The 25,090-nt window shown below is 35.4% G+C and carries 23 protein-coding genes, 2 tRNA genes, 1 pseudogene and 2 other annotated features; of the genes and pseudogenes, 7 read left to right on the top strand and 19 right to left on the bottom strand.

All coding sequences use genetic code 11. The features are described 5' to 3' along the window. Positions 1-283 precede the first annotated feature (283 nt). The 7 genes from IGJ50_RS11195 to IGJ50_RS11165 form a co-directional block, all read right to left on the bottom strand. Positions 284-748, bottom strand: coding sequence for an NUDIX hydrolase (locus IGJ50_RS11195; protein ID WP_429950435.1), 465 nt, complete (start codon positions 746-748; stop codon positions 284-286). Positions 749-869: 121 nt separating this feature from the next. After that, on the bottom strand, positions 870-2,063 hold the full coding sequence (locus IGJ50_RS11190) for an amidohydrolase (RefSeq protein ID WP_429950433.1): 1,194 nt from the start codon (positions 2,061-2,063) through the stop codon (positions 870-872). A gap of 15 nt (positions 2,064-2,078) precedes the next feature. After that, positions 2,079-2,912, bottom strand: a complete 834-nt coding sequence (locus IGJ50_RS11185) for a MetQ/NlpA family ABC transporter substrate-binding protein (RefSeq protein WP_429950431.1) — start codon at positions 2,910-2,912, stop codon at positions 2,079-2,081. Positions 2,913-2,938: 26 nt separating this feature from the next. Continuing rightward, positions 2,939-3,619 (bottom strand): methionine ABC transporter permease, encoded by a 681-nt coding sequence (locus IGJ50_RS11180; RefSeq protein WP_069640553.1) that lies wholly within the window; start codon positions 3,617-3,619, stop codon positions 2,939-2,941. Between the two features lie 23 nt (positions 3,620-3,642). Beyond that, positions 3,643-4,713: a methionine ABC transporter ATP-binding protein gene (locus IGJ50_RS11175; protein ID WP_429950429.1), complete on the bottom strand. Its 1,071-nt coding sequence runs from the start codon at positions 4,711-4,713 to the stop codon at positions 3,643-3,645. 11 nt (positions 4,714-4,724) lie between these two features. Beyond that, entirely contained in the window at positions 4,725-5,555 is an 831-nt protein-coding gene (locus IGJ50_RS11170; RefSeq protein ID WP_069640551.1) for a MetQ/NlpA family ABC transporter substrate-binding protein, read from the bottom strand. Between the two features lie 65 nt (positions 5,556-5,620). Further along, positions 5,621-5,872, bottom strand: a binding site (T-box leader). 114 nt (positions 5,873-5,986) lie between these two features. After that, positions 5,987-6,220 (bottom strand) — a binding site (T-box leader). A 65-nt stretch (positions 6,221-6,285) separates the two neighbouring features. Next, on the bottom strand, positions 6,286-6,546 hold the full coding sequence (locus IGJ50_RS11165) for a zinc-ribbon domain-containing protein (protein ID WP_429950427.1): 261 nt from the start codon (positions 6,544-6,546) through the stop codon (positions 6,286-6,288). A 193-nt stretch (positions 6,547-6,739) separates the two neighbouring features. Between IGJ50_RS11165 and IGJ50_RS11160 the strand changes: the two genes are divergently transcribed. Together IGJ50_RS11160 and IGJ50_RS11155 are read left to right on the top strand one after the other, a co-directional pair. After that, positions 6,740-6,812, top strand: a tRNA-Thr gene (locus IGJ50_RS11160). A gap of 187 nt (positions 6,813-6,999) precedes the next feature. After that, positions 7,000-7,494 (top strand): GNAT family N-acetyltransferase, encoded by a 495-nt coding sequence (locus IGJ50_RS11155; RefSeq protein WP_429950425.1) that lies wholly within the window; start codon positions 7,000-7,002, stop codon positions 7,492-7,494. Between the two features lie 78 nt (positions 7,495-7,572). Here the strand turns inward: IGJ50_RS11155 and rpoN are convergent, their stop codons facing one another. Beyond that, on the bottom strand, positions 7,573-8,898 hold the full coding sequence (gene rpoN / locus IGJ50_RS11150) for an RNA polymerase factor sigma-54 (RefSeq protein ID WP_429950423.1): 1,326 nt from the start codon (positions 8,896-8,898) through the stop codon (positions 7,573-7,575). A 59-nt stretch (positions 8,899-8,957) separates the two neighbouring features. Between rpoN and IGJ50_RS11145 the strand changes: the two genes are divergently transcribed. Further along, positions 8,958-9,029, top strand: a tRNA-Arg gene (locus IGJ50_RS11145). Between the two features lie 579 nt (positions 9,030-9,608). On the opposite strand, the gene IGJ50_RS11140 is transcribed toward IGJ50_RS11145, so the two are convergent. The 5 genes from IGJ50_RS11140 to IGJ50_RS11120 form a co-directional block, all read right to left on the bottom strand. Further along, on the bottom strand, positions 9,609-10,586 hold the full coding sequence (locus IGJ50_RS11140) for a hypothetical protein (RefSeq protein ID WP_240604503.1): 978 nt from the start codon (positions 10,584-10,586) through the stop codon (positions 9,609-9,611). Between the two features lie 130 nt (positions 10,587-10,716). Beyond that, the gene (locus IGJ50_RS11135; RefSeq protein WP_429950421.1) at positions 10,717-11,007 is read right to left on the bottom strand and encodes a hypothetical protein; all 291 of its coding nucleotides are present in this window, start codon (positions 11,005-11,007) and stop codon (positions 10,717-10,719) included. A 167-nt stretch (positions 11,008-11,174) separates the two neighbouring features. Further along, the gene (locus IGJ50_RS11130; protein WP_069640546.1) at positions 11,175-11,846 is read right to left on the bottom strand and encodes an ABC transporter ATP-binding protein; all 672 of its coding nucleotides are present in this window, start codon (positions 11,844-11,846) and stop codon (positions 11,175-11,177) included. Between the two features lie 4 nt (positions 11,847-11,850). Next, positions 11,851-12,942: an ABC transporter permease gene (locus IGJ50_RS11125; protein WP_429950419.1), complete on the bottom strand. Its 1,092-nt coding sequence runs from the start codon at positions 12,940-12,942 to the stop codon at positions 11,851-11,853. A gap of 143 nt (positions 12,943-13,085) precedes the next feature. Then, positions 13,086-13,667, bottom strand: coding sequence for a TetR/AcrR family transcriptional regulator (locus IGJ50_RS11120; RefSeq protein WP_069640544.1), 582 nt, complete (start codon positions 13,665-13,667; stop codon positions 13,086-13,088). Positions 13,668-14,017: 350 nt separating this feature from the next. Between IGJ50_RS11120 and IGJ50_RS11115 the strand changes: the two genes are divergently transcribed. Next, on the top strand, positions 14,018-14,911 hold the full coding sequence (locus IGJ50_RS11115) for an NlpC/P60 family protein (protein WP_429950417.1): 894 nt from the start codon (positions 14,018-14,020) through the stop codon (positions 14,909-14,911). Between the two features lie 275 nt (positions 14,912-15,186). On the opposite strand, the gene IGJ50_RS11110 is transcribed toward IGJ50_RS11115, so the two are convergent. Next, on the bottom strand, positions 15,187-15,519 hold the full coding sequence (locus IGJ50_RS11110; protein ID WP_429950415.1) for a hypothetical protein: 333 nt from the start codon (positions 15,517-15,519) through the stop codon (positions 15,187-15,189). 284 nt (positions 15,520-15,803) lie between these two features. On the opposite strand from IGJ50_RS11110, the gene IGJ50_RS11105 reads away from it, so the two are divergent. Both IGJ50_RS11105 and IGJ50_RS11100 read left to right on the top strand, forming a co-directional pair. Continuing rightward, positions 15,804-16,502, top strand: coding sequence for a response regulator transcription factor (locus IGJ50_RS11105; protein WP_429950413.1), 699 nt, complete (start codon positions 15,804-15,806; stop codon positions 16,500-16,502). Continuing rightward, positions 16,492-17,991, top strand: coding sequence for a HAMP domain-containing sensor histidine kinase (locus tag IGJ50_RS11100; protein ID WP_429950411.1), 1,500 nt, complete (start codon positions 16,492-16,494; stop codon positions 17,989-17,991). Before IGJ50_RS11105 ends, IGJ50_RS11100 begins: the two co-directional genes overlap by 11 nt. Positions 17,992-18,223: 232 nt before the next feature. Here the strand turns inward: IGJ50_RS11100 and glmS are convergent, their stop codons facing one another. The 5 genes from glmS to IGJ50_RS11075 all read right to left on the bottom strand — a co-directional run bounded on the left by glmS (position 18,224) and on the right by IGJ50_RS11075 (position 24,569). Continuing rightward, entirely contained in the window at positions 18,224-20,035 is a 1,812-nt protein-coding gene (glmS, locus tag IGJ50_RS11095; RefSeq protein WP_207120564.1) for a glutamine--fructose-6-phosphate transaminase (isomerizing), read from the bottom strand. A 442-nt stretch (positions 20,036-20,477) separates the two neighbouring features. After that, positions 20,478-21,311, bottom strand: a complete 834-nt coding sequence (locus IGJ50_RS11090) for an energy-coupling factor transporter transmembrane component T family protein (RefSeq protein ID WP_429950409.1) — start codon at positions 21,309-21,311, stop codon at positions 20,478-20,480. After that, a complete protein-coding gene (locus IGJ50_RS11085; RefSeq protein ID WP_429950407.1) occupies positions 21,308-23,017 on the bottom strand; it encodes an ABC transporter ATP-binding protein in 1,710 nt (569 codons plus the stop codon). The genes IGJ50_RS11090 and IGJ50_RS11085 overlap by 4 nt, the downstream gene beginning before the upstream one ends. 131 nt (positions 23,018-23,148) lie before the next feature. Beyond that, entirely contained in the window at positions 23,149-23,700 is a 552-nt protein-coding gene (locus IGJ50_RS11080) for an ECF-type riboflavin transporter substrate-binding protein (protein WP_069640536.1), read from the bottom strand. Positions 23,701-23,711: 11 nt separating this feature from the next. Continuing rightward, entirely contained in the window at positions 23,712-24,569 is an 858-nt protein-coding gene (locus IGJ50_RS11075; RefSeq protein ID WP_429950405.1) for an SAM hydrolase/SAM-dependent halogenase family protein, read from the bottom strand. Positions 24,570-24,936: 367 nt separating this feature from the next. Here IGJ50_RS11075 and IGJ50_RS11070 point away from each other — a divergent pair. Further along, positions 24,937-25,086: pseudogene (locus tag IGJ50_RS11070) on the top strand (transposase); the annotation flags it as partial. Positions 25,087-25,090 lie beyond the last annotated feature (4 nt).

Here is a 25,090-nt window from a genome sequence, read left to right as displayed (position 1 = left end):
ACAAAGGACAACGTATAAAACACGTTGTCCTTCAATCAGCGCTATAAAAAATCATCATCCATCGCCAAAAAAATACTAAATAAGACTAGCAACTAGTCTAAAAAAATTCAGTATTCTTCTTAAACGATGAAGCGTTCATTTTATTAGGCTCCACAACAATGCTTCATCACATTCAACTGTCGGGAGCTGATTCTTTTTACAAATTTATCGGAAAGAACAAACATTCTTAATCACCTTTCTTTACAAAAATAGTTTACCATAATTGGTTTGAAAAGCAAAGATTCTACTTTTTTTGAATAAGATGTTGTACCGATTCTTTTTTTTCATTTGTTATTTTTTTTAAAAAGGCAGGTCGGATATCTGCATCTTGCAACTCCCCCAAGGATAACCAAAGCAGCTGTTCTTGGGCACCAAATTCATTCCGCGAAGAAGAGGAAACCAGTTTATCGGAAAGTTCTATATAATAATACAGACAAAGTTCATGGTAGCGCTCGTTAGTCAATGCAGATGTAAAAAAATTTTCATGAAAAAAACCTAGTTTTTTCTGTTTAATTCTTTTCCCAGTTTCTTCAAAAACTTCTCTTTCAATCGCTTCATCAGCTGTTTCATGAAGCTTCACCCGTCCACCAACTGAATAGAAATATGGTTCCTTTGAATTTGATACAACTAATAAACCTAAATCACTTGTGATAATGGCTCCGACGCGATAATTAAATCGCCCTGCATCCGTTTGAAATGTACAATCCATTTTTCATCCTCCATTTTTATTTAGTATAATCAACCTCTACAACCTTACTAAGTAGAAATTAAAAAGAATAAGTGCTGAAGTATATTACCCTTCAATACTCATTCTTTTTCAAACGACTATTCTAAGCATTTAAATAGGTTAACGCATAATGTACATGAAATTCTGTTGCCAACGCTAGTCCTGCTTCATCAATATCAAATTTTTCGTGGTGATGACCATACTGTGTATCAAGATTATCCAGATTTCGAGTCCCAACACGACCATAAACACCTGGAGCTTTTAGCAAAAAATCAGCGAAATCATCTGCTCCTAAGCTTTTGATGTGATCCGTTACGACGTTGTCCCGCCCAACGATTTCTGCCGCTACTTCTTGCGCTAATTCGGTTGCTGTATCATCATTGATCAACGGACCTGCCGCATCATGAATATGAAAAGAAGCAATTTTAGTTCGATGAGCTTCAGCGACTTGTTCAGAAATTTCTTCTACACGTTTCAAAACAAACGCTCGCGTTTCATGGCTAAATGCTCGTACAGTTCCTTCGATTCTTGCATGATTCGCTACAATATTATAGCGAGTACCTGCATCAAGTACGCCAATACCAACCACCACTGGATCTAGAGGACTGACTTCTCTAGCCGCAATTTTTTGAAGTTCTACGACAATACTTGCAGCGGCTAACACTGCATCTCGCCCAACATTCGGCTGTGCAACATGACTACTTAACCCCTCAACTTCAATTTTGAAAATATCACAAGATGCATTCGTCGCTCCTTTGGTGGCCACTAGTTTTCCTACAGGAATGCTGGAATCTAAATGAATGCCAAAAACTTGATCGACATTTTCAACAAAACCACCCTCTACAAATTGACAAGCACCTGCGCCAATTTCTTCTGCTGGCTGAAACGCTAATTTGATGCTTCCACTAAAGTCTTCCTCATGATTTTTCAACACTTTAGCTGCACCTAATAACGCAGCTGCATGACCATCATGTCCACAAGCATGATTCAACCCAGGATTTTTTGATTGATAGTTTTTCCCAGTAGCATCTTCTAATTCTAAGGCATCAATATCCGCTCTTAAAAGAATCGTTTTTCCAGTTCCTTTTTTACCAGTGATGGTTGCCAAAGCGCCAGTTTCACCAACTGCTTCATAAGGAATCGCTAATTTTTCAAGCTCTTCTTTGATTCGTTTGATCGTTTCAAACTCTTTTAAACTGGCTTCTGGATATTGATGAAAATGACGTCTTAGCGCAATCACATTGTCTGAATTTTCTTGAATTTCTGCTTTGATCGATTGTTTTGTTACTACAGTCATTTATTTATCCTCCTCTTATTTTCTGCCAAATGTTTCCCAAGCTGGAATACTTGACCCTTTTGACGTTTCTTCGATGACTTTCTTTGTTTCTTCTTGTTGATAGGTATCGATCACTTTATTGTACGTTTTATTGTCTTCATCTTCTTTACGGGCAACAATGATATTGACGTATGGTTTAGATGTTTCATCAACTGGTTCTAGGAAAATCGCATCTTTAGTTGGAACAAAACCAGCATCTACGGCCATTCCGCTATTAATAACAGAAGCATCAATATCTTGAAGTGCTCGAGCAGTTTGAGAAGCATCTAATTCTGTGATTTTTAGATTCAATTTATTTTCTGTCACATCATTGACTGTTGGTGTTTGTTTTTTAGCTGGATCAACCTTGATTAAACCAGCACTTTGTAATAGTAATAACGCGCGTCCACCATTTGTTGCATCATTTGGGATGGCGATTTCAGCACCATTTTTTAATTCTTTGATGTCTTTTATTTTAGAAGAATAGATCCCTAACGGCGCACTAACTGTATTCCCAATCGAAACAAGCGCTGTTTTATGTTCTTTGTTATAGTTATCCAAGAAAATTTGGTGTTGGAATGAATTCAAATCAATTTCTTTTTCCGCTAAGGCAGCATTTGGTTGTGTATAATCGGAAAATTCGACAAGCTGAAGATCAATTCCCTCATCTTTCAAACGTTCTTTTACTGATTCTAAAACTTCATTATTGACCCCAACTACACCTAGTTTCACGACTTCACTCTTCTCACTTTTAGCACTCCCAGCAGAACATCCAGCTAAGATAAATCCAATCGTTAAAGCTAATCCGATAATTTTAATTGTTTTTTTCATTCTATTTCCTCTTTCCACTTATTATTTTAATGAGATGTTTTTTTGATCAATGTATTACTGATAAACTGACTAGCAAAAACTAAAACTAAAATGATCAATGTTGCTACAATTGTCACATCCGTTTGGAATCGATTGTAGCCTCTGGTGATGGCTAAATTTCCTAAACCGCCCGCTCCAATTGCTCCAGCCATTGCCGTCAGCCCAATTAAATTAATGATTGTAACGGATGAAACACGGATAATACTTGGCAGCCCTTCAACTAAATAAACCCTAAAAATAATGCCCAATGGACTAGTTCCCATTGACTCAGCTGCTTCGATCACACCTGAATCAACTTCTAATAAAGCATTCTCAATCTGTCTTGCAAAAAATGGAATCACTCCTATCACCAGCGGCACTAAAGCAGCCGTTGTCCCAATCGTTGTTCCTGTTAAAAAACGAGTGAGCGGCTGAATCAATGCCAGCATGATGATAAAAGGAATGGATCGGCATACATTAATGATTTTTTCTAAAATATTATAAATAAAGCGATTGGCTAAAATTCCTTCAGGACCTGTTGCAACTAGAACAACGCCAAGTAACGTACCTAAGATTCCAGCAATAACTGCTGTCCAAAAGACCATATATAATGTTTCAATCGTACTATCGATAAATTCTTGTTTTAGTAATAGCACATTTGGAAAATAATTTTGTAAAAATGTCTGCATAATTGGCACTCCTTTTCTTTACTTTAGATAACTTGTAACGGTACGATATTTTTTGTTCCCTCGTAATCTTTCAGGACTTTGATTTTCACACCTTGTCTTTGTAAAAAGTCTAACGCCCTCTCCCGTTGGTTCTCCTCTCCCAAAAGAATCACAATCAGATTTCCAATAGGAACTTGCTGTAAAATTTCTACATTGCCATATAGGATATTCGTCACAACATGGTATTTGCTGTAAAGTTGCGCAATCAAAGGCTCACTTGTTTGTTCTCCCACATACGAGAATTCTACCAACACTTCATTTCCACTTAAATTCGTTAAACTAGGATGCTGAATAATCGTTTCCAACGCTTGATCAATATGTGTCGCAGTTCGAATAAAGTCCTTCGTCAAGGCTTCTTTAGGCTGACTGAAAATCGACACAATATCATTTTGCTCAATCACCTGTCCTGCTTCCATCACAGCTACTTTGTTGCAAATTTCCTTCACTACTTGCATTTCATGGGTGATCAAAACGATTGTTAAGCCTAGTTCTTTATTTAATTTTTTTAATAACTCTAGAATCTGGATCGTAGTTTTTGGATCAAGCGCACTGGTCGCTTCGTCACATAATAAGATTTCTGGATCGTTGGCTAAGGCTCTAGCAATCGCTACTCGCTGTTTCTGTCCACCGGATAACTGACTCGGATAAGCATCCTTTTTATCGGACAGTCCTACTAGATCAAGCAAACGTTCGATTTTTTCTTTGCGTTGTTCCTTTGATAATCCAGAATATTTTAGTGAAAAGTCTACATTGGCGAAGATTGTTCGTTCCTTCATTAAATTAAAATGTTGGAAAATCATCCCAATTTTTTTACGCTGTGTTCGGAGTTCTTTCGGTGAAAAGTGAAGAATATTCTTTTTATTAATTAAAACTTCACCAGCTGTTGGTCGTTGAAGTAAATTGATCACACGAACTAAAGTGCTCTTACCTGCTCCTGAATACCCTACAATCCCAAAGACATCCTCTTTTTCAATCGTTAAGGAAACATCTTGTACCGCATTAATTTGTTGTTTTTTTTGATAAAATGTGACATCGATATTTTTTAATTCAATCATTTTTGCACCTCCTATAATTCTTTTGGAATAAACCAGTAGTTTCCTTGGTTATGTTCCTTTAAATAATTTTTAAATGTGTCTGAATGATAAGCTTTCACAACGTCCTTGGCCCAGGCACTCTCTGAATTCTTTTCATCTACCGTTGCAACCAGTTCATACTCTTTTAAGACATCTTCTGAAAGTAAGCTGTCATTAGGTTCAAGTTTGGCGCTATAAACAATGCTTCCAGGAATCACTGCGTAATCTAAATCTGCTAAACTTCGGGGGATCTGCGCTGATGACATTTGAATCAGTTCTAAATTTTTTGGGTTACTTTCAATGTCTTCTTTTGTTGCTTTAACTGGATCAACGCCTTCTTTTAATTTGATCCACCCCGCTTTTTCTAAGAGATTGAATGCTCGTGCAGTATTTGAGGCATCATCAGGAATCCCGATTTTATCTTGTTCTTTTACCTCCTCTAAATTGGTTTTCCTACCTGGAAATAGTCCCGCTGGAACAGTTGGAATTGATGTAATCCCGACTAAGTGAGCTGCTTTATTCTCATTAAAATTATTCAAATACGCTGTATGTTGATCAACATTTAAATCAATTGCTCCCTCTGTTAAAGCCACATCTGCTTGAATTAGTTCTGTAAACTCTGTTTGTTCTATTTGATAACCCTCTTTTTCTAAAATCGGTTTGACTGCCTCTAGAAATAATTCACTATAAGGCCCTGGTGATGTCCCGACTCGGATAACTTTGCTTTCTTTTTTTTCTGATACACCCTGATCGTTATTTCCACATGCCGTAATGCCGATGATCCCTGTTATGATCAACAAAACTCCAACTAACTTTTTCTTCATGTCTCTTCCCTCCATTACTTTATTTATAAAAGAAAAAAGCGTCCTCAAATGTATTAAATTATACATTTGAGGACGCTTTTGCGTGCTACCACCTCTATTTGATATTTATTCACATAAATATCCTCGTCAAGTACGGCGATCACTGATCGATTATACTCTAGCACGGTAACGGGTGCATCCGTCGTTGTCTTATGAATCATTCATTCGAAGCGCTGCTCAATGGCCATTTTCCAGATTTCGTTTACCGCTTGTTTTCAGCTGCTCAAGCTCTCTGTTAGATATCGTTTCATCTGTACTTTCCATCTCATTGCTTTGTTTATTTAATTATTTGAAGGATCAACACTTCCTTCGTCAGTCTTGTACTGTTCAACATCTAATTGCTATGTAATTAGATGTTGAACATGTAAAAAGCCCTCTACCAGCTTATGCTAGTAAAGGGCGAATAATCGCGGTACCACCTTTGTTTTAAAGTAAAAAAATTACTTTTCTTAGACCAAGTCTTACAACTTGTCGCTTTGATAACGGGTGCTTTCCCGAAGCTGCTTACGTATCAACAGCATATCCTCATGAGGCCATCTTCAATCCTTTTGCACTTATCTCTTTTCACCTACCGAGACTCTCTAATAAAGCACATCCAAATTTACTCTTCTCTTCAACGGACGAATATTCATTTGTTGTTACATTGTATTCTACTGGAAAATAAAATCGATGTCAAACATTTTTTTATTTTTTACTCAGTAATTGTTTCAGCTGTATTTACCAAGTACTGTTCTAAGACTTCCTTTGATAATTCTTTCCCGTATCCACAAATTGGACACAACAAATAATGACCAGATGATGTAGTGAAAAGTGGGATCCAAAATAACGTAAATTTACGCCCGATTTGTTTTCCCTGCATGACTACTTCGTTATTACAAGGGCTACAATCACATTGAATCACCGTATCCCCTAAATCCTTTTCAAAACCTCGACTACCCCAAACAATAAACATATTTATTTTCTCCCTTTCATTTTAGTTTACCAATAGATTCTAAATCCTGTTAATAACATTTGAGAGCTGTTCGTCAAGATCAAGCGTTTATTATATAACAATTCACAATTTTTTAATCTTCTGATTTAAGCGGAAATTTATTGACAAACTTCAGCATCTACGGTAATCTGTTATCTGTATTACATAATAATATGCCGCCTTAGCTCAGCTGGTAGAGCACCACCATGGTAAGGTGGGGGTCGACGGTTCGAATCCGTCAGGTGGCTTACTATAGAAGCTGTATTTTCAAGTAGTCTGGGGGTACAGTTTTTTGCTGTCCTCTTAACTTGTTGATAGCGCCCCCTCTTCTGATTCAATCCGTCTACTTCGAACATAAACAGATAGTCATTCAATCTTTGTAAAAAAACGAATATAATAAAAATAAATAATTCCTTTGGAGGTGACAATCAACTGATGTCGAATAACAAAAAACTAACATTCGAATTCTATCAAAAAAATGATCAGATACTCTATTCTATTCTTACTCAAGACATTCGTGTTATGCGCTACATTACTGAAAAAGCTGAATCGGAAACTGAAGTTGTTGATAACTTCAAAAAAATTCTACACTATAATGCTACTCATCATGACCAAACAGGTTATTACAAAATTTTTGATCAAGAAACCTATATCGGCTTTGGCAAATTATCTTGGGATGACGAAGATAAAATCGAAATTGGGTATATGATACTACCTGAAAAATGGGGGAAAGGGTATGCAACTCTTGTGATTGCACATTTTCTAGACTGGATAAAACGCTCAAGATCTCTATCTCAATTCACTGTTTACGCCATTATTGATCCTAAAAATAGTGCTTCGAAACATTTATTAGAAAAACATGCGTTTGTTTCTGTTTGGCAAGGGATTGAAGATGGGCTACCTTCTGAACATTTGATTTGGCAACCCTAGTTTTCAATTTCTGAATGGACTAAAAAGTGTCCGCTCTTTTTCTAAGAGCTAGACACTTTTTTGTTATACACTTAATTTTCAATCATCATATCTCTTTCGCTTAGATGAAGCAGGTATTCCCAAAGCTTCCCGATACTTTGTAACCGTTCGACGCGAAATTTCTATCCCATGTTCTTTTAGCAAGTCCACCAATTTCTGGTCAGAAAATGGTTTAGCTTTATTCTCATTATCAACTAAAGTCTGTAATTGTTTTTTTATACTACCAGTTGACGTTTCTTCTCCTGTGCTATCATTTGACAATCCATGAGAAAAAAATGAACGAAGCTCAAATACACCAAATTCTGTTTCCAAATATTTACCATTAACTGTCCGACTGACTGTGGATTCGTGGATGTTTAACGCTTCAGCAATCTCTTTTAAAGTCATCGGTTTTAGCGGTCGATCTTCTTTTAAAAAGAATTCCTGTTGACGCTGGACGATCTCTGTTCCAACTCTTAAAATCGTATCGCCACGTTGCATGATTGTTTTTTCTAACCATTCGAATTCATTTTTCTTTTCCTTGATGTATTCTTGAACCTCTTTATCATCCGTTGCTTGCATTCGTTCAAAATAGGTTTGTTGGAACTGGATCGTGGGCGTACCCGCTTTGTTTGAAATCACAGTAAGCTGCCTGTCTTTGATTCGTATGGTTAAATCAGGGCGGATATACAATCCAGAAGTGGATTCAAAAATACTTCCTGGCGCAGGTGTCAAGGTCTGAATATAATCAAAAATCAATTGAATCTCTGATAAACTGACATCAAATTTTTTAGCAATCAGACCCCACTTGCGATTAGCTAAATGATCAAATTCCTCCTCAATCACAATATAAGCCAATTCAGGTGCATTATCATCTCGTTCAACCTGCAACATCAAACATTCACGTAAGTCTCTTGCACCGACACCAGCCGGATCTAATTGTTGGATCAATGTCAAAGCATCCAACATCTCAATTGATTTTGCGCCTGTTTTTAAACAGGCTTCATCTAAATCAATCATCAAATAACCATTTAAATCAATAGATTCAACTAGAAATAATACTAAAGTACGTAAATAAGTATCACGATAATTTAAGTGGATTTGATCGATCAAATATTCAAAAAGCGAGGTGTGATCGTCAGGAATTTGATTTAAATAATTATTTTCTTCATTTGTATAAGTTCGACTACTAGAACTTGGAAAATCTCCATAGTTTGTCTCTGTTTGTATATCGATCAAAGGGTTTTCCAATGACTTAGATTCTATGTATGCAAAAAGCTCTTCTGAATTGTATTGTAAAATCTGTATCGATTGTTGTAATTGTTGTGTCATTGCAAGTTTTTGGACTTGTTTTTGTTGTTGTGATAAATGTTGTTCGAATTTCAATTTCTTGGTCCTCCCCCTTGTAATTTATCAAAATATCAGCTAAACTAGTAGACGTGCTTGCGCCCTTAGTGTAGTGGATATCACGTAAGATTCCGGTTCTTGAGACGGGGGTTCGATTCCCTCAGGGCGCATCTTTTTTGACTACTAGTTTCCTACTACATGTAGCATTATAGCATAGTTTACAGGCAGATGTAGACCTGTTTTCGCTAGATTATCGTAGTAGTTCTAACCGGTGCACTACAATAGTGTAGTGTTTTTTTTTATAAACTTTTTTCATTAGAGCTAAATTATTGTTGCCTCTCTCCCTTTTCTCATTTATCTATCAATTTTATATAAAATTTGATAAATAAATGCCGGTTTTGTGTGTTATTATAGTTTTTTTGGAAAATATATTAGTTAGGTAGTTGATAATATTGAGTCAGCGTCACACAAGGCTACTAGTTATTTCGCTCTTTTTAGCTCTTACAGAAGTTATCTTCACACATTATTTTAATCAATTTAGTGCTATTGATTATCAAGTGTTATTTTTAGTTATTACTTTGATCCAAGGAGGAATCCTCTTATATTTCTTGCTCTCGTTTCTGTTATTATTATTTATCAATCGTACACCAAGAAAATAATTTTCCCACTTATTATCCACATAAAAAACGCCCGCTAAAAGCTAGAGTATCAAGCTATCTTTTGGTGGGCGCTTTCTCTTTTGTCAATTCTTATAAAATCATCGTCTCCAGTTCAAAACGAATCTTACTTTGGATTTTCTGGATTTTTTCTATTTCTGTACGTTTTTCATCTATCTGATATTTTTGTGCAATCGAATGATTATAGGAAATAATGTAACTAATCGCCCACAATCGAGGTTCTTCAATGATTTCATCAGCTAAAGGATACAATAATGCAAAATGCAGCCTGATTTCCTCCATGATATCTACCAGTAAAATGGGATCATCATTGATCAATTCTTTTTCTAAAAATAATAGAATTCTTTGATAGGCTGCGCAATCCAAAGGCATACCGACAGCTGCTGGGATAACTGTATATTTCTTATTATCTCTCCACAAAAACTCAACTTCTTCTTTCACATGAAGACTGACAAGCTCTTCCAAGATCCATGATCGAACTAAATTATGTACCTGATCATCCAGTAGAATTTTCTTTCCAATCGCAATAAATTCATCTTGGGGAAGTTGGCCAGCTTTTTTGACGATTGCTAATTGTTCATAATGGTTATGGGTATTTAGATGAAGCAATTCTTCTTTTAATTCTTTGATTTTACTCACTTCAAATTGCTGATACATCAGTTCCACATGCCGAATTTTCTTCTTTAAAGAAATCAATTTTCTCATTTCACCGCTTTGCTCCATCAAAATTCGCTCGTTGATAATACTATGTGCCTGAATAAACATATGATTTTGGATCAGGATTTGGATATACAACTCCATATAATCTAAATAAGCGAAATAATGTTCTTTCATTTCTGAAGCTAAAGATAATGCCTGATCATTTTCATCTATTTCTAAGTACATATTTACCAACACTAGATTTAACGGAAAGTCTTGTCGAATTGCATAAGCTTGTTCGTAGTAACCAACAGCTTCAACTAAATCTCCTTGTTTTGCGGCTTCCTGTCCCAGCTCAATAAACCGTTCATAGTTTTTTGGAAATGGAATTTTATTTGTCAAAAGAAACACCACCTTCCTAATGTTTATTTCCCATGATATCGTAATTATTCACATAATTACTATCAAAAAAGAAATAGTGTGTATACTTTAAAAAGGAAACCCCTTACTTAACTAACTATCCTATAAGCTCAATGAACTTCTAATATAAATTTCGAATAATAACAGCCATTTCTGATTGCCCTTGTGCCTGCATTCGTTCTGCTTTTTCACTCAATGTATAGCCAACATAAAAGTCTTTTGTCAATTCATCTTGCACCTTAAATTCTGCAACTTCTTCTACATGAAAAGCATTTGGTTCAACTTCTTGAACACTATCCCACCCTGTATCAATAAATACTTTTGTAGCATCATGGATGGCATCATTTGCTTCTAACTCTGCCACAATTTTCTTTAATTGTGAGAAAGTCATTACTTCTACCCGATTATCCATTGTATTGCCTCACTTTCTGTTCTCTACTTCTTCTTATATTCCCACCACATGTATATCCAACCATTTACTTTTCTCCACTATTATCATAACCTAAAATTGATTTTTAGAACACTTAAATTTAAAAAGAAGGAAAATAAACTTTTTTGTTTATTTCCCTCCTTTTTTTATTATTCTTTGATTAATTCACCATCTTCAATGCGATAAACCTTGTCACTCCATTCGATCATTCTCGGATCATGTGTGACCATAATCGTTGCCTTTTGCTTTTCGTGTGCTTCTTTTGCTAAAATTTTAACGACTTCATAGGCATGCTCTGTGTCTAAACTTGCCGTTGGTTCATCAGCTAATATAAGACTTGGTTCATTAAATAATGCCCGCGCGATCGCCACTCGCTGACGTTCTCCACCGGATAGATCACGTGGAAATTTATGGATCAGATCGGCGATATCCAAAGAAGACAATAATTCATTGATTCGCTGTGTTTCTATTTTTTTCTTTTCGATTTTATCAACTAAAGTAAATTGCTTTTCCACAGTTAAAAATGGAATCAAATTAGAAGATTGTAAAATAAACCCAATCTCTTCAAAACGTAATCTTGATCGCTTCTTTTCATTTAAATGGGTAAAATCTTTTCCATTGATCATGATATTGCCGGTTGTAGGTGTCTGTAGCCCTCCTGCAATCGTTAAAAAAGTACTCTTACCTGATCCAGAAGGGCCAATGATACTGACAAATTCTCCAGCTTTAACACCTAAATTGATTCCTTTTAAGGCTTCAACTTTGGCATGTCCTTTACCGAATGTTTTTCGAATATCCTCCATCAATAAAATATCATTCATTCTCTTACCCTCCTATGGCTTTCATTGGATCAACATGTGTGACTGTACGAATTGAAAAGACACCGCCTAATACAGCAACGATAATCAACACGATGCTATAAATCACTAAATTCGTACTATCTAATTCAAAAGGCATTGCGCTTGGTAAAATTAGATTGGTCAGCAAAGTCAAGACGACCCCAATCGCAACCCCTATCACCCCTAGAATAAAGGTTTGTGCAATGATCGATTTAATAATATAACCATTAGAGATTCCTTGAGCCTTCATTACGCCAAATAAACTCGTTTTTTGTAATGTCATCACATAAATGAAAATTCCAATGATCGCAGCTGTGATCACAAATAAGAAATAGATCATCGCATTTAATGTAAGATTCTGTTCACTATATCCAGGTAACTTTTCAATAAATTCTTCAATTTCATATTTGACTAAATGATCATCCACAGTTTCCAGCTTGATTTCACTCGTTGGCGTAGTCTGAACGACGATCCCATTGATTGGCGCTTTGTCTCCTTCAATGATTTTACCAAATTTAAGCTCTTGCCATTGATCTAGTGATGTATAAATCAAAGGCACAATGCTAAAACTATTTTGTTTTGTAATACCAACAACTTTCAGTTCTTTGTCCAATTTTCCGATTTTTACAGTATCACCAAGTTTGATTCCTTTGTCTACTAAGTTTTGTGGAATGATGATTTCACCAGTGTTCTCAAAATATCGCCCTTCAACTAATTTGGGTCTAATCGAGCTATTCATGCTCACACCAAAAAGAGAAATATTGATTTTATCAGCCTCTTTATTTTGACCAACTTTATTTATTGCTCCTGCAAATTGTCCTAGTGGTTCTTTTTGTTTTGCTTCTACATGGTTTAAATCATCCATGACCAAGCTTGACGCATTCAAACTTTTATTCGCGTCTTCAGATAACACAATACTTGTAGCATCCCATTGATCAACGCCTTGTCTTACTCCTTGCGCAAGACCATTAGCTAAACCAGATAACATAAACGCAACATAGGCAACCAACACGATAACACCAATCACTAAAGTATACCTTAACTTAAAAAATTTCATCTCTTCTAAACCTAAAAACATGGATTCCACCTCTTTTTTATCAATTGATAAAAAAATGTTCAAAAAAAAGCAAAGACATTTTTTATCGGTTGATAAAAATATTACCATAAAAAAAAGAATTAGACAATATTTTTTTATCAGATGATAAAAAAACTGTCAATTCTTTAAGATAAAACACCATGTAAAACCATATTCATCAATTCAGTAATTTGCTCTGAACGTTCTTTTTCTGTAGATAGTTGATGAATCGTTGAAAATAGCAATGACAGGCTCATCAGATAAAACTGAGCTGCCTTTTTTGATGACACTTTGTTGCTTAATGGTGTTTGACTTGCTTCAAAAATAACTTGTAATGGTTCTAAATAATAATCATTTAAAATGTAAAATAGTCGCTGCTTATTTTCTTGTTCCATCTCAGCGGCACTTTGATGAATAAATGAAAAAATATCTCTATGATAAACAGTTAGCAAGGCTTTTGTACATTTGATCAGCTGATTCTCAATAGTATCCGGGTCTTTTTGGATTTGTTCAATCTCATTTTTTAACTGAATGCCAATTTGTTTATTGATTTCAATAAACAGAAGCTCTTTATTGGAAAAATGATAGTACAATGCAGGTTGTGTGATATTAGCTGCTTTGGCAATATCACGAGTCGAAGTGTTTCTGTATCCATTTGTTAAAAACAATTCTTTGGCGGTTTCTAGAATCAATTGATGTGTTACATCAAATACAGTTTCCTTTTTCATTGCCTATCCCCTCCGATATTCACTGTATGAACTATTTTAAATCAAAACGAAAAAAAAAGATAGTCACTAAAAATGCAAGCTGAAATCTTAACCAAATTGTCCTTTTTTGTTTTGTTACTTAACTAACTATTATCAGACAAATGTTATTGAAATAAAACATTGATTACATTACAGTTCGCAACTCACCTGAAATAAAAGTACGTTTTTTGTAAACGAAGAAATAAACATTTAACCTGTCTTTTACATACTTTTTAAGCAAGTTATGTTTAAATATTAACTGACCTTCCAATAAATAAACTGGGAAAAACAAGTTTACTTTAAGGAGAATCAAAAATTTAAGGAGCGTTTTTTTGAAAAAAAATAAATTCATTACTACGTTATTTCTAAGTTGCTTAACCTTATCTGCTGGTCTATTACTGAATGAACAAGCCTTCGCAAATCCAGCCGAGACAACCGTCGCCCCTGATCAAATCATTACTGAAAACACCCAAAAGTTAACTCAAATAAAAGAGGTCAAAAAAGAATTGCTTCATCAAAAAAATAACAAAAATGAGCAATTAGCTAATTTAGAAAAAAAGATTAAGAAAATCCAAGTTTCCCTTGATCAAATAGAAGAAATCGAAGCAATTGGCAGAATTTCTAACCCTTCAAAATCTGATAATACACAGATGATAAAACTTAAAACAGAGCTTTTACCGACTACCATTCAAGCGGATGCTAAGAGCATCAAAAAAGAACAACTGATTGAATTAAAACAACAGGAAACTTCATTAAAAATAGAAACAGATACTCTTTCAAAACAGCAATCTGAAACAGAAAAACAAGCAGCTCAATTATCAGATAAAATAACTCAAGTAGAGAAACAAAAAACGGAACAAGCAAAACAAACCGATACTCGTACTGCAGTTGTCGCTGCTGCTAAAACGCATTTAGGTAAACCTTATGTGTATGGTGCCGCTGGCCCTGATGCTTTTGATTGCTCTGGATTAGTTCAAGTTGCTTTCGCATCTGCCGGACAGGCTTTAGGTCGAACAACCGTTGACCAAGAAACTGCAGGCACAATTATTTCGGTCACAGAAGCTCAAGCTGGTGATTTAGTTTTTTGGGGAAGTCACGGTGGAACTTATCATGTTGGCATTTCAACTGGTGACGGTTCGTATATTCATGCACCTGTTCCAGGTGATGTAGTTCAAATTGCGACAGTTGCTTCCTATGCTCCTGATTTTGCTGTACGAATTTTATAATTTTTTTCAAATTGAAAAGAGCAAATAAAACTAAAATTCAGTTTTATTTGCTCTTTTTCCTTTGTATTCCTCTATTTTTTAATTAATATTGTAACAAAAAAATAATATGTTTAACAAATTATGATTTACAACTAAAACAATTCTCATTTTTTTACAAAAAAACTTAAATTGTTGAGAATTATGAGAAAGTATGGTATTTTATAGTTGTGTGTAATTTGATTTGTGTTCCCTCTATCAATTTGATGGGGGAATATTTTTTTGATCTTTCTAGTCGCTTAATGACAATAGTTCTTCCTTGTATCATGATGGTTTTGCCTTTTGTTGTTCACTTGATTGTGATTGCTATTTTCACGTCTATTATAAGAATCGTTATTTCCTTTTTCCCATTTTTCTTGACTTTCATTTACTTCTTCTTTCGTTACTTTCCGAGCTTCTACTTTTCGCTCTTCTTTTGCTCTAAATCCTCGTTGATGTCCATGTTTGTGTCGCATCTCAAAGGTGTCCATCTGATTATCATCCAGACTTTCTACAGCCTCGCTGACCGTGGTAAATCCTACCAAGCCTGTAAATAGTACAACAAATAAACCGCTAATTACGTTCTTTTTCATTTCTTGTTTCCTCCTATTTTAAATTTGTCATAAACTCATCCAGCTCTGCCTGAAAATAAGAACGGATAGAGCACTTTTTCTACAAGGAGAAAGAATTCCCCCACTTCACCTCTACTCATTCTATTTATGTCATTTAGCTTCAGCCCATCCAAGTCACAAAGCTATATTCCAAAGCTGTTCCTCTTTAGATTAATAAAGAATTGTGTCAAATATGTGTCGAAAATAAATTCCCTAAACTAGTAATTATTGACTATAATAAAGAGGAGCAATTAGGAGGATATCAAATGAAAAATATCTTGATCGTCGATGATCATATACAAATTACAGAGGTTTTAAAAGAATATAGTATAAAGGAAGGCTTCTCACCGATTATCGCTTCTGATGGAGTAGCTGCATTAGATGCGTTCTTCAGTCATTCGGTTGAGCTTATCTTGTTAGATGTTATGCTTCCAAAACTTGACGGTTTTGGTGTTTGCAAACAAATACGCGAAACATCAAATGTACCGATCATCATGGTCACAGCAAAAGGAGAAGACTATCATCGAATCATGGGTTTAGATATTGGAGCAGATGATTATATTGTCAAACCCTTTTCACCTAACGAGGTCATGGCACGAATTAGAGCGATTCTAAGACGAATCGAGCGTACAGAAGAGAACCAACATACAATGGAACAATTAACTTACGATAATTTGATTGTTTACTTGGACGAAAAAAAAGTAACGATTGACCAGCAAGAAATTATGTTGACTAAAAGAGAATTAGAACTCCTATGGCTTCTTTTGTCCAATCAAGAAAAAGTATTCTCTAGAAATAATCTTTTAGATAGCTTGTGGGGCATTGATTACTTTGGCGATGCCCGAACAGTAGATACTCATATCAAACGGTTACGGGCAAAATTAGATGAAGTGACTCATCCAACTTGGGAAATTGCGACAGTTTGGGGACAAGGCTATAAATTCGAGGGCAAAAATGAAAAATAAGCTAACTAGAAAACTGATTCTATACTTCTCACTTACTTTATTCCTTTTTTCATTGGTTATTGGTCTGGCTTTCAGTATTTTATTTTCTAAACAAACTGTAACGATCCATACGGAAGAAATGACGCGCCGAGCAATTGTGGTTGCGGATACTTTACGCGATTATTTTATTGAACAAGAAAACAGTAATGACGAGAATAGTTCTTCTATGCATGGCATGATGGGGTCTGGTTCTTCAATGAAAATGGGCATGGGCTACTCTTCTTTTTTAACTTTTATGGATCAATTAGCACTTGATGATATTTGGATCGTTGATGAAAATGCTGATACCATCACAGTAGGGCACGGTATGCATAGGAAAGAATATAATGAGCTGCCTGATAATGCTCAAGATGTTATCAAGAAAGTTTATACAGGTAAAACAGCCACTAGTGATGCTTTTAGTCGTTTTATCGGTGCACCAACAGGGACCGTCGGTGCACCAATAAAAGATAACAATGGTACCGTCCTTGCAGTCGTACTTTTACATTCAGCAATCTCCAGTATGCATAAAGAAGAAAATCAAGGGTACTTTTTGCTTTTCATCAGTATTTTGATTGCTTGGATCATTGGACTGCTACTATCTATTCTATTATCAAAAAAATTTATTGCTCCTATCAATAAAATGAGCACTTTTACTGAGCAACTGGTTGTAGAAGATTATGATGAGGTATTAGACATTGACACAACAGATGAAATGGGCCAACTAGGAGCAAAACTAACTATTTTAAAAGATCGACTTGCGGAAGCCAAATTCCAGAGAGAAAATCGCGAGCAAGCACAAAAAAATTTCTTATCCACAATTTCTCACGAATTACGTACACCTGTAACGGTGATTCGTGGCTCACTTGAATCTTTGAATGACGGATTGATCAATCAACCAGAAAAAATCAAACAATATCATCAACAACTTTTAACTGAATCCATTGTTTTAGAAGGTCTGATCAATGATTTACTGGAACTATCTAGATTGGAAAATCCTGAATTTAGTATTACAATGGAGCCTGTTTCAATCAATGATATTTTAACTGACAGTATACGAAGTTTACGCTTAAAAACAGTAGAAAAACAACAGCAATTGCAACTAGATAAGTTAGACGATCAGCCCATTGTGATCAATGGGGATTATGGTCGGATTCGACAACTCTTTGTCATTTTAATTGAAAATGCTCTTAAATTTTCTCCCATAGGAGCAACTATTACCATTCAAGCAGGCCTAGAAGTAAAACAGTTGATTATCAGTATTCACAATCCTGGTTCATATATTGCTCCAAATGAGCAAAAAGAGATTTTCCAACGCTTCCATCAAGCTCGTTCGAAAGAGCAATTAGATGGCACTGGTTTAGGCTTAGCGATTGCTAAAGAAATTGCTGAACGACATCACTTTTCTCTAAAGGTCAGCAGTGATAAAAAAACTGGAACAACTTTTTATATCAAAATACCTGTAGAATAGAAAAAGATGAGAGTCTGGGACATAACTCTACGAGTTATCTCTCAGACTCAATGAATCCGTATAAACGGTGGGAGCAGAAGCAATCACTACGCTTCGATCACATCAAATTCTAAGTGCTAAAGCACTAAGATTTGAAGGCTTCGGAAATAAGCTCAAATTCACAAAAATTTGAAGAGCAATTTTCGTGAATTCCTTCTTATTTCTCCAATCTAGGCGCTCTTGTTCCAGCCTTTTATTCTACAGTTACACTTTTCGCTAAATTACGTGGTTTATCCACATCGTACCCTCTTTGCAAGGTTGCAAAGTATGCAATCAATTGTGTTGGGATAATACTGACCAATGGTGTTAATAATGGGTGTACATCCGGTATAATGACTTGATCTGTCTCTTTCGCTAACGATTGTAGAGAAATCACAAAATTATGTGCTCCTCGGCTTTCAACTTCTTTTAAATTCCCACGAGTATGAGCAGCTGTCTTTTTATCTGTAACAACACCAAAAACGGGTGTGCCTTCTTCGATCAACGCAATTGTGCCATGTTTTAGTTCTCCAGCTGCGAAGCCTTCCGCTTGAATATACGATATCTCTTTTAGTTTCAACGAAGCCTCCATTGAAACGTAATAATCTACTCCTCGACCAATATAAAAGGCATTTCTCGTAGTAGATAAATAGTCTTCTACTAATTGACTAATCACCATTTTTTCATCGATCATTGTTTCCATAACAGCGGCAATTACACTTAATTCATGCGCAATGTCAAAATCTAAAGAAGACTGGTTGCCTTTATGGTCACCCACAGCTTTAGCAAGAACAGCTAAAACAGCAATTTGAGCTGTATAAGCTTTTGTTGAAGCTACAGCAATTTCTGGTCCAGCATGAAGCAATAATGTATAGTCCGCTTCTCTAGACAACGTTGAGCCCGCTACATTTGTTAGCGTTAGTGAAGGATAACTAAACTCATTCGCTTGTACAAGTACTTGACGACTGTCGGCTGTTTCACCACTTTGGCTTAGGAAAATGAAGAATGGTTTCTCTGATAGTAACGGCATATTGTAACCGAATTCACTAGATAGATGCACTTCAACTGGCGTATTCGTCATCTTCTCAATAATTGCTTTGCCGACCCAACCAGCATTGTAACTTGTGCCACAGGCAATAATATAAATCCGATCACTGTCGGTCACATGGTCAATGATTTCCTGATTAATCACAGTTTCTCCAAACGAATCTGTATACTCCTGAACGACCCGACGCATAACTGTCGGTTGATCGTCGATTTCTTTTAACATGTAGTAAGGATAAGTTCCTTTTTCAATATCACTTAAATCTAATTGTGCTTCATACGACTCACGATAAACTAGATTGCCTTTTTGATCTTCGATTTCTATCTTATCAGCTTTGACAATTACCATTTCACCATCCGCAATCTCGACAAAATGATTTGTCTCCGTCAACATCGCCATGGCATCACTGCATATAACGTTAAAATTATCGCCTAGCCCAATCAATAGTGGACTTTTATTTTTTGCGACATAAATCATTTCTGGATTATGTTTATCAATCAATGCAAATGCGTATGAGCCTTTGATTACACTCAGCGATTTTTTAAAAGCCTCTTTTGTCGTCATTCCAATGTTTGAGAAGTATTCAATCAAATAAACCACAATCTCTGTATCCGTTTCACCCTCTAATTGTTTATTTTGAAGAAATTCCTGTTTTATTTCTTCAAAATTTTCAATTACGCCATTGTGGACTAAAATAAAGCGTTGATTACTTGAGGTATGTGGATGGGCATTTCTTTCACTAGGTTTTCCATGAGTCGCCCATCGTGTATGTCCGATTCCAATTGTTCCTTGAATCTCGGGGTTGAGCTTGTTTTGTAGATCCGCAATTCTTCCTAAAGATTTTACCAAATGTTCCTGTCTGTCTTTATCCGTTACAAAAATCCCCGCCGAATCATAGCCTCTATATTCCAATTTTTCTAATCCTTGTACTAAAACATCTGTTGCATTTTCTTTTCCTATAATTCCTACAATTCCACACATACTATTATTCCTGCTTTCCTTAAGTTATCGATCAAGCAAAAAGAAGCAATCAAATAAAAAATACAGCCTTTGTTCGTATCTGTAAAAAAGCAATCCTATTTTTTATTATAACCAATTCGATTTTCTCGAGTCCGCTGCTTAAGTTTCTATTCTGCATAGTTGAACTTTTGTTATAATTTTACAATTATTTTTTGCTTCCAACTTAAAGAGTGCAGCCCCCAGAACTATCCGCCGAATCTTTCGATAAGTTCTTTCCTCGTCACCTAACTGCTCAGGCCTGGCGCTATCCTATATTGGTATAACTATCCTCCTTTATTGTTTTTAAAATAGAAACTGCATTAATAATACAATAGATCAAATTAATCTGTCAACAAATTTATAAAAAATAAAATTGGTATATATAAAAAAACCTGCTAGATAGTTCTAACAAGCTTTTCCAATTTTATCTAAATGGATTATAAAATCGCCCATCGTTAACTTTAAACAGAGCAAAACTAATAACAGTTAAGGCAACTGCTACCCCCATAACTAAGAAATCAGATAGACAAAATGGTTGTTGCGCATACCAGGTTCTTTTTTTCTTTTCGCCAAAACGGCGTAGCTCCATTGCTGTGCTGATTATTTCAATTCGATCTAAACTCGACAAAATCAAAGGGAAAACTATTTGCGCCGTTCCTTTTAGGCGTTGAGTCAGTTTTCCTTTTTTAGACATTTCAAATCCCCGCGCTTGTTGAGTCAATGATATATTAATAAAATCTTCTTGAATATCTGGAATATAACGAATTGCTAAAGCTACTGCATAGCTGATTTTATAGCTAACACCAATTCGATTTAAGCTTGATGCAAATTCACTTGGATTAGTCGTCAAAAGGAAAATCAAAACCAAAGGAATCGTACAAAAATATTTCAACACTAAATTAAATTCATAAAATAACTGTTCTTGGGTGAGTGTAAAACGACCGATTCCTTCCCAAATTACCGTCCTAGATTGATACAATTCTACCCCATATTCAGGAGAAAATAGATAAACAGCAACAATATTCAGCAATGAAAAGATAAAAATAAATTTCACAACAAAAGAAATTTGATGCCATTTAATATTTGACACTTTAAACAACACAAGTGAAAATACAGTCATACCAATCAAAAAACGCGTATCATAAGTCGTCATACAAGCGACTGATAATAAGATTAAAAAGACTAATTTAGCTGTTCCATTCAATTTATGGATAATCGTTTTATCGGGAATGTATCCTAACATTTGATGCTCATTCATTTCAAACGCACCTCCTGATCATAGGCCATAAAGTTTTCTGTAAATAAAAACGGATCATCCAACCCTAAATGTTGTGCAAAGGTAAATAAACTTGTTTCTTTAAGAGATGCTTTTTCTACTAGTTGAGGATCTGTTAAAACTTTTACGGGAGTTGTATCCGCAATGATTTTCCCATCATATACGACTAACGCTCGATTTGTATATTCCAACATAAGATGCATATCATGAGTGATCATTGCAATCGTTACACCCATTTCATTTAGCTTCTCCAAAAACGTCATCATCTCGGTATAATGTTTAAAATCCTGTCCTGCAGTTGGTTCATCTAAAATAATCAATTCTGGTTCTAAAACTAAAATTGATGCAATCGTCACACGTTTTTTTTGACCGAAGCTAAGCGCTGATATCGGCCAACGACGAAACGAATACAAGCCGCAAATTTTCAAAACATTCTCAACACGTTCTTTGATTTCAGCCTCTGAAACACCTCTCAATTGCAATCCTAGTGCAACCTCTTCATAGATCATCTTCTTAGAAATCATTTGATTAGGATTTTGCATGACAAAACCGATCTTATCCGCACGTTCTTTGATTGAATAGTCTGTAAAATTTTGTCCTGTCCAACTCATCTCGCCTGATTGCGGCGTAATAAATCCGCAAATAGCTTTACATAACGTCGATTTTCCAGCGCCATTCTTGCCAACGATGCTCAACATATCACCACGATTAAAAGTAACAGAAATATCGTTTAAAACATAATGATTATTACGCGTATACTGATAAGTAAGATTTTTTAGCGTTAATAATGGGGAAGTTAGTGGGGGAACAGAAATTTTCGCCTTTTTCTGCATCCATTTTTCCATCTGCTCTTTTAGATTTGATGTGTGAACCTTTTCAATATTAGACAAATCCTTAACTTGTTGTAAATTTACACCAGCGTATTTCATAGCAGTTATATAAAGCGGCTCCCGAATTCCATGCTCTGTTAGTATATTTGTTTTTAGTAGCTCATCTGCCGGTAAATCTGCAACAATATTTCCTTCATTAAAGACGATCACTCGATCAACTGAGCAATATAAAACATCTTCTAAACGATGTTCAATAATCAAAATAGTTGTGTTTGTCTTTTGATGGATTTCTTCAATTAATGAAATCGTTTCTTTGCCAGCTTGCGGATCAAGATTGGCCAATGGTTCATCAAATAGTAAGATTGGCGCTTCATCAATTAAGATTCCTGCCATAGTTACACGCTGTTTTTGCCCACCTGAAAGATCTTGCGGCCGATGTTTCAAAAACTCTTTAAGTCCAACAATACTAGCCCAATGGTCGACTTCCTCTTTCATTTTTTTTTGCGGTACTTCATCATTTTCTAAAGCAAATGCGATATCTTCTCCCACCGTTAATCCAATAAACTGACCATCTGTATCTTGTAGCACAGTTCCAACATCAAAAGATAAATCAAATAAACTTGTATCCGTTAATTTTTTATCTCGAATCATTACATTACCAGTTATTTCACCTTCAAAGCTATAAGGAATCAAGCCATTGATGCATTGAGCAAAAGTAGATTTACCGCTACCGCTAGGTCCTACGATCAAGACTTTCTCTCCTTCATAGATCGTTAGATTGATATTATGTAACGTTGGTTCAGCCTGACTATGATATTGGAAGGTAAAATTATCAAACGTTATCAGTGGTTTTTTCATTGAAGTCGCTCCTTTTTCTATGTAAAAAAAGCAAGAAAAGGTTCTTTAGCTTTGAAAAACAAGCTTGCTTTTTCTTGCTCTTAATGGTATTTCAAAAATCCTAGTTATTCTATTCTCATTTTACTACATAATCAATCTTTTGTTAAACTGCCTTTTTTTGTGCGAGTTGCAGCGTACGCAGCCATAAGCAATGTACCAATTATTCCAACTGCAATAATATTCAATACTACCGCAACCACACCTTGCGTATAGACTTTGCTAGCTGGTTCACTATAAATTAACACGTCTAGCGTCGGCGCAATCAATCCCCATACAACAGCATTTCCAATTACTTGATAAATATTAAAATAAATAATGTCTTTTTTAGTGAATATACCATGTTGTAAATCGATTTTTTTTCCTGCTAAACCATAGATTACTCCTATAATACCAGAACAAATGATCCAACTCCACCACGCACTGCCATATGTTGTAAAATCTTTTAACGTATGACCAATTAAACCAATCAAGCCCCCTGCTAGTGGTCCAAAAATAACAGAAATCAACGCTAGAAATGGATAAGCGGTTTCCAGATTTGTATTCGGAAAACCTGTTGGAATAACGACAAAACGACCTAAAATAACGAATACGGCTGAACCGATCCCAATTGCCACGATTGTTTTTACAGAAAATTCTTTTTTCATATACTCCACCCCTATTCAAAAACTATTTTTGGTGCTTTTCTTAATTGAATCGTCCAATCTGTTCCAGTTCCAATATGATACAGTTTGGAGAATGAATCCTGATTTACCGCTACACCAATGTTTACCAAGGAATTAACATAGACTAATGGCTCACCAATATTTACATCTGCAAAAGACTTAGCGAATTTCATGATATTTTGATACACTTTTTTTCCTTGGTGAAAAATCGTTACCTGCAATTGATCGTCATGAGCAATCGCCGCTTCCTTCATAAAGGCTAACGGAATATTTGTCCACAGAGAACCGAACCGAATATCTAAAACATCAATACTACCTTCTAAAATATGTTCATCATGCTTGGCTTCCACTAAAGATAAGGTTTCAATCGAATCTGCCGCAACAACACTCCCTAATTCTTCAAAAGAGATTTCTCCACAGGCTAAACGCGCACCATTATAAGCATAGATGTCCCTACCATGAAAGGTATGGCTTTCTTCAGAGTGCGGTAAGCGACTTGTTACTTCATTAATCGAACGTATCTCTTCAATTCCTTGATAATGTAAAATATGCGTTAAAGATCCATTATCAGGTGTAATAATATAATGTCCAGAGCTTGTCTTCGCTGCAATACTTCGTCTAGCACTCCCCACACCAGGATCAACTACAGAAACAAATACGGTTTCTTTCGGCCAATACTTCACTGTTTGATACAAACGATATGATGCTGCCCAAATATCATAAGGCGGAATTTCATGCGTTAAATCACCAATAACAATTTCATCACTAACCATATGCGCTACACCGTACATGGCACTTACTGCTCCGTCACCAAGTCCAAAATCTGTTTGCAGCACTAAATAATTCCCCATTTTACTACTCCTCTCCAAAAATAAAGTATACGTAAATACTTTTATGAGAAAATAGAGGAAAAACCACCTATTCTCTCATATTGATTCTCAAACATAGTACCTTTTTATGGGAATTCTGTCAATCCTATTATCGAACAATCATTAATTCATTTTCCATAACATTCGTGTTTTAATATACCTTTTATTTTTTAATAAAGAAGAGGTTATTGTAATCTTAATGACCTCTTTTGCATAGGCAAATTCGGATATTAATATATCGGCCTGTTCACCTTCCTTGTTTACTTTATTTGAGCTATACATTTCAATTATGATATTTTCTTTTTTTGCTGGCTATTCTTTGAATTTTTTCCAACTAATCGTTGTGTTTGGACCATCAGAATGCATAAATAATTATATTAAAGAGTTGAAGAGAAATGCTTATGGGTTTCATAACTTTTACAATTTTAAATTTGGGAATCTCTTTGTGTTTTCGTACAATTCTTTTTCAAGAAAAAAACCTAGAGGAAAGTTCCTCTAGGAAT

It is taken from the genome of Enterococcus sp. AZ101, from assembly GCF_050499005.1.
In the GTDB taxonomy this organism is placed as follows: Bacteria; Bacillota; Bacilli; order Lactobacillales; family Enterococcaceae; genus Enterococcus_L; species Enterococcus_L ureilyticus.
This window is presented reverse-complemented; position numbering and strand designations above follow the sequence as displayed.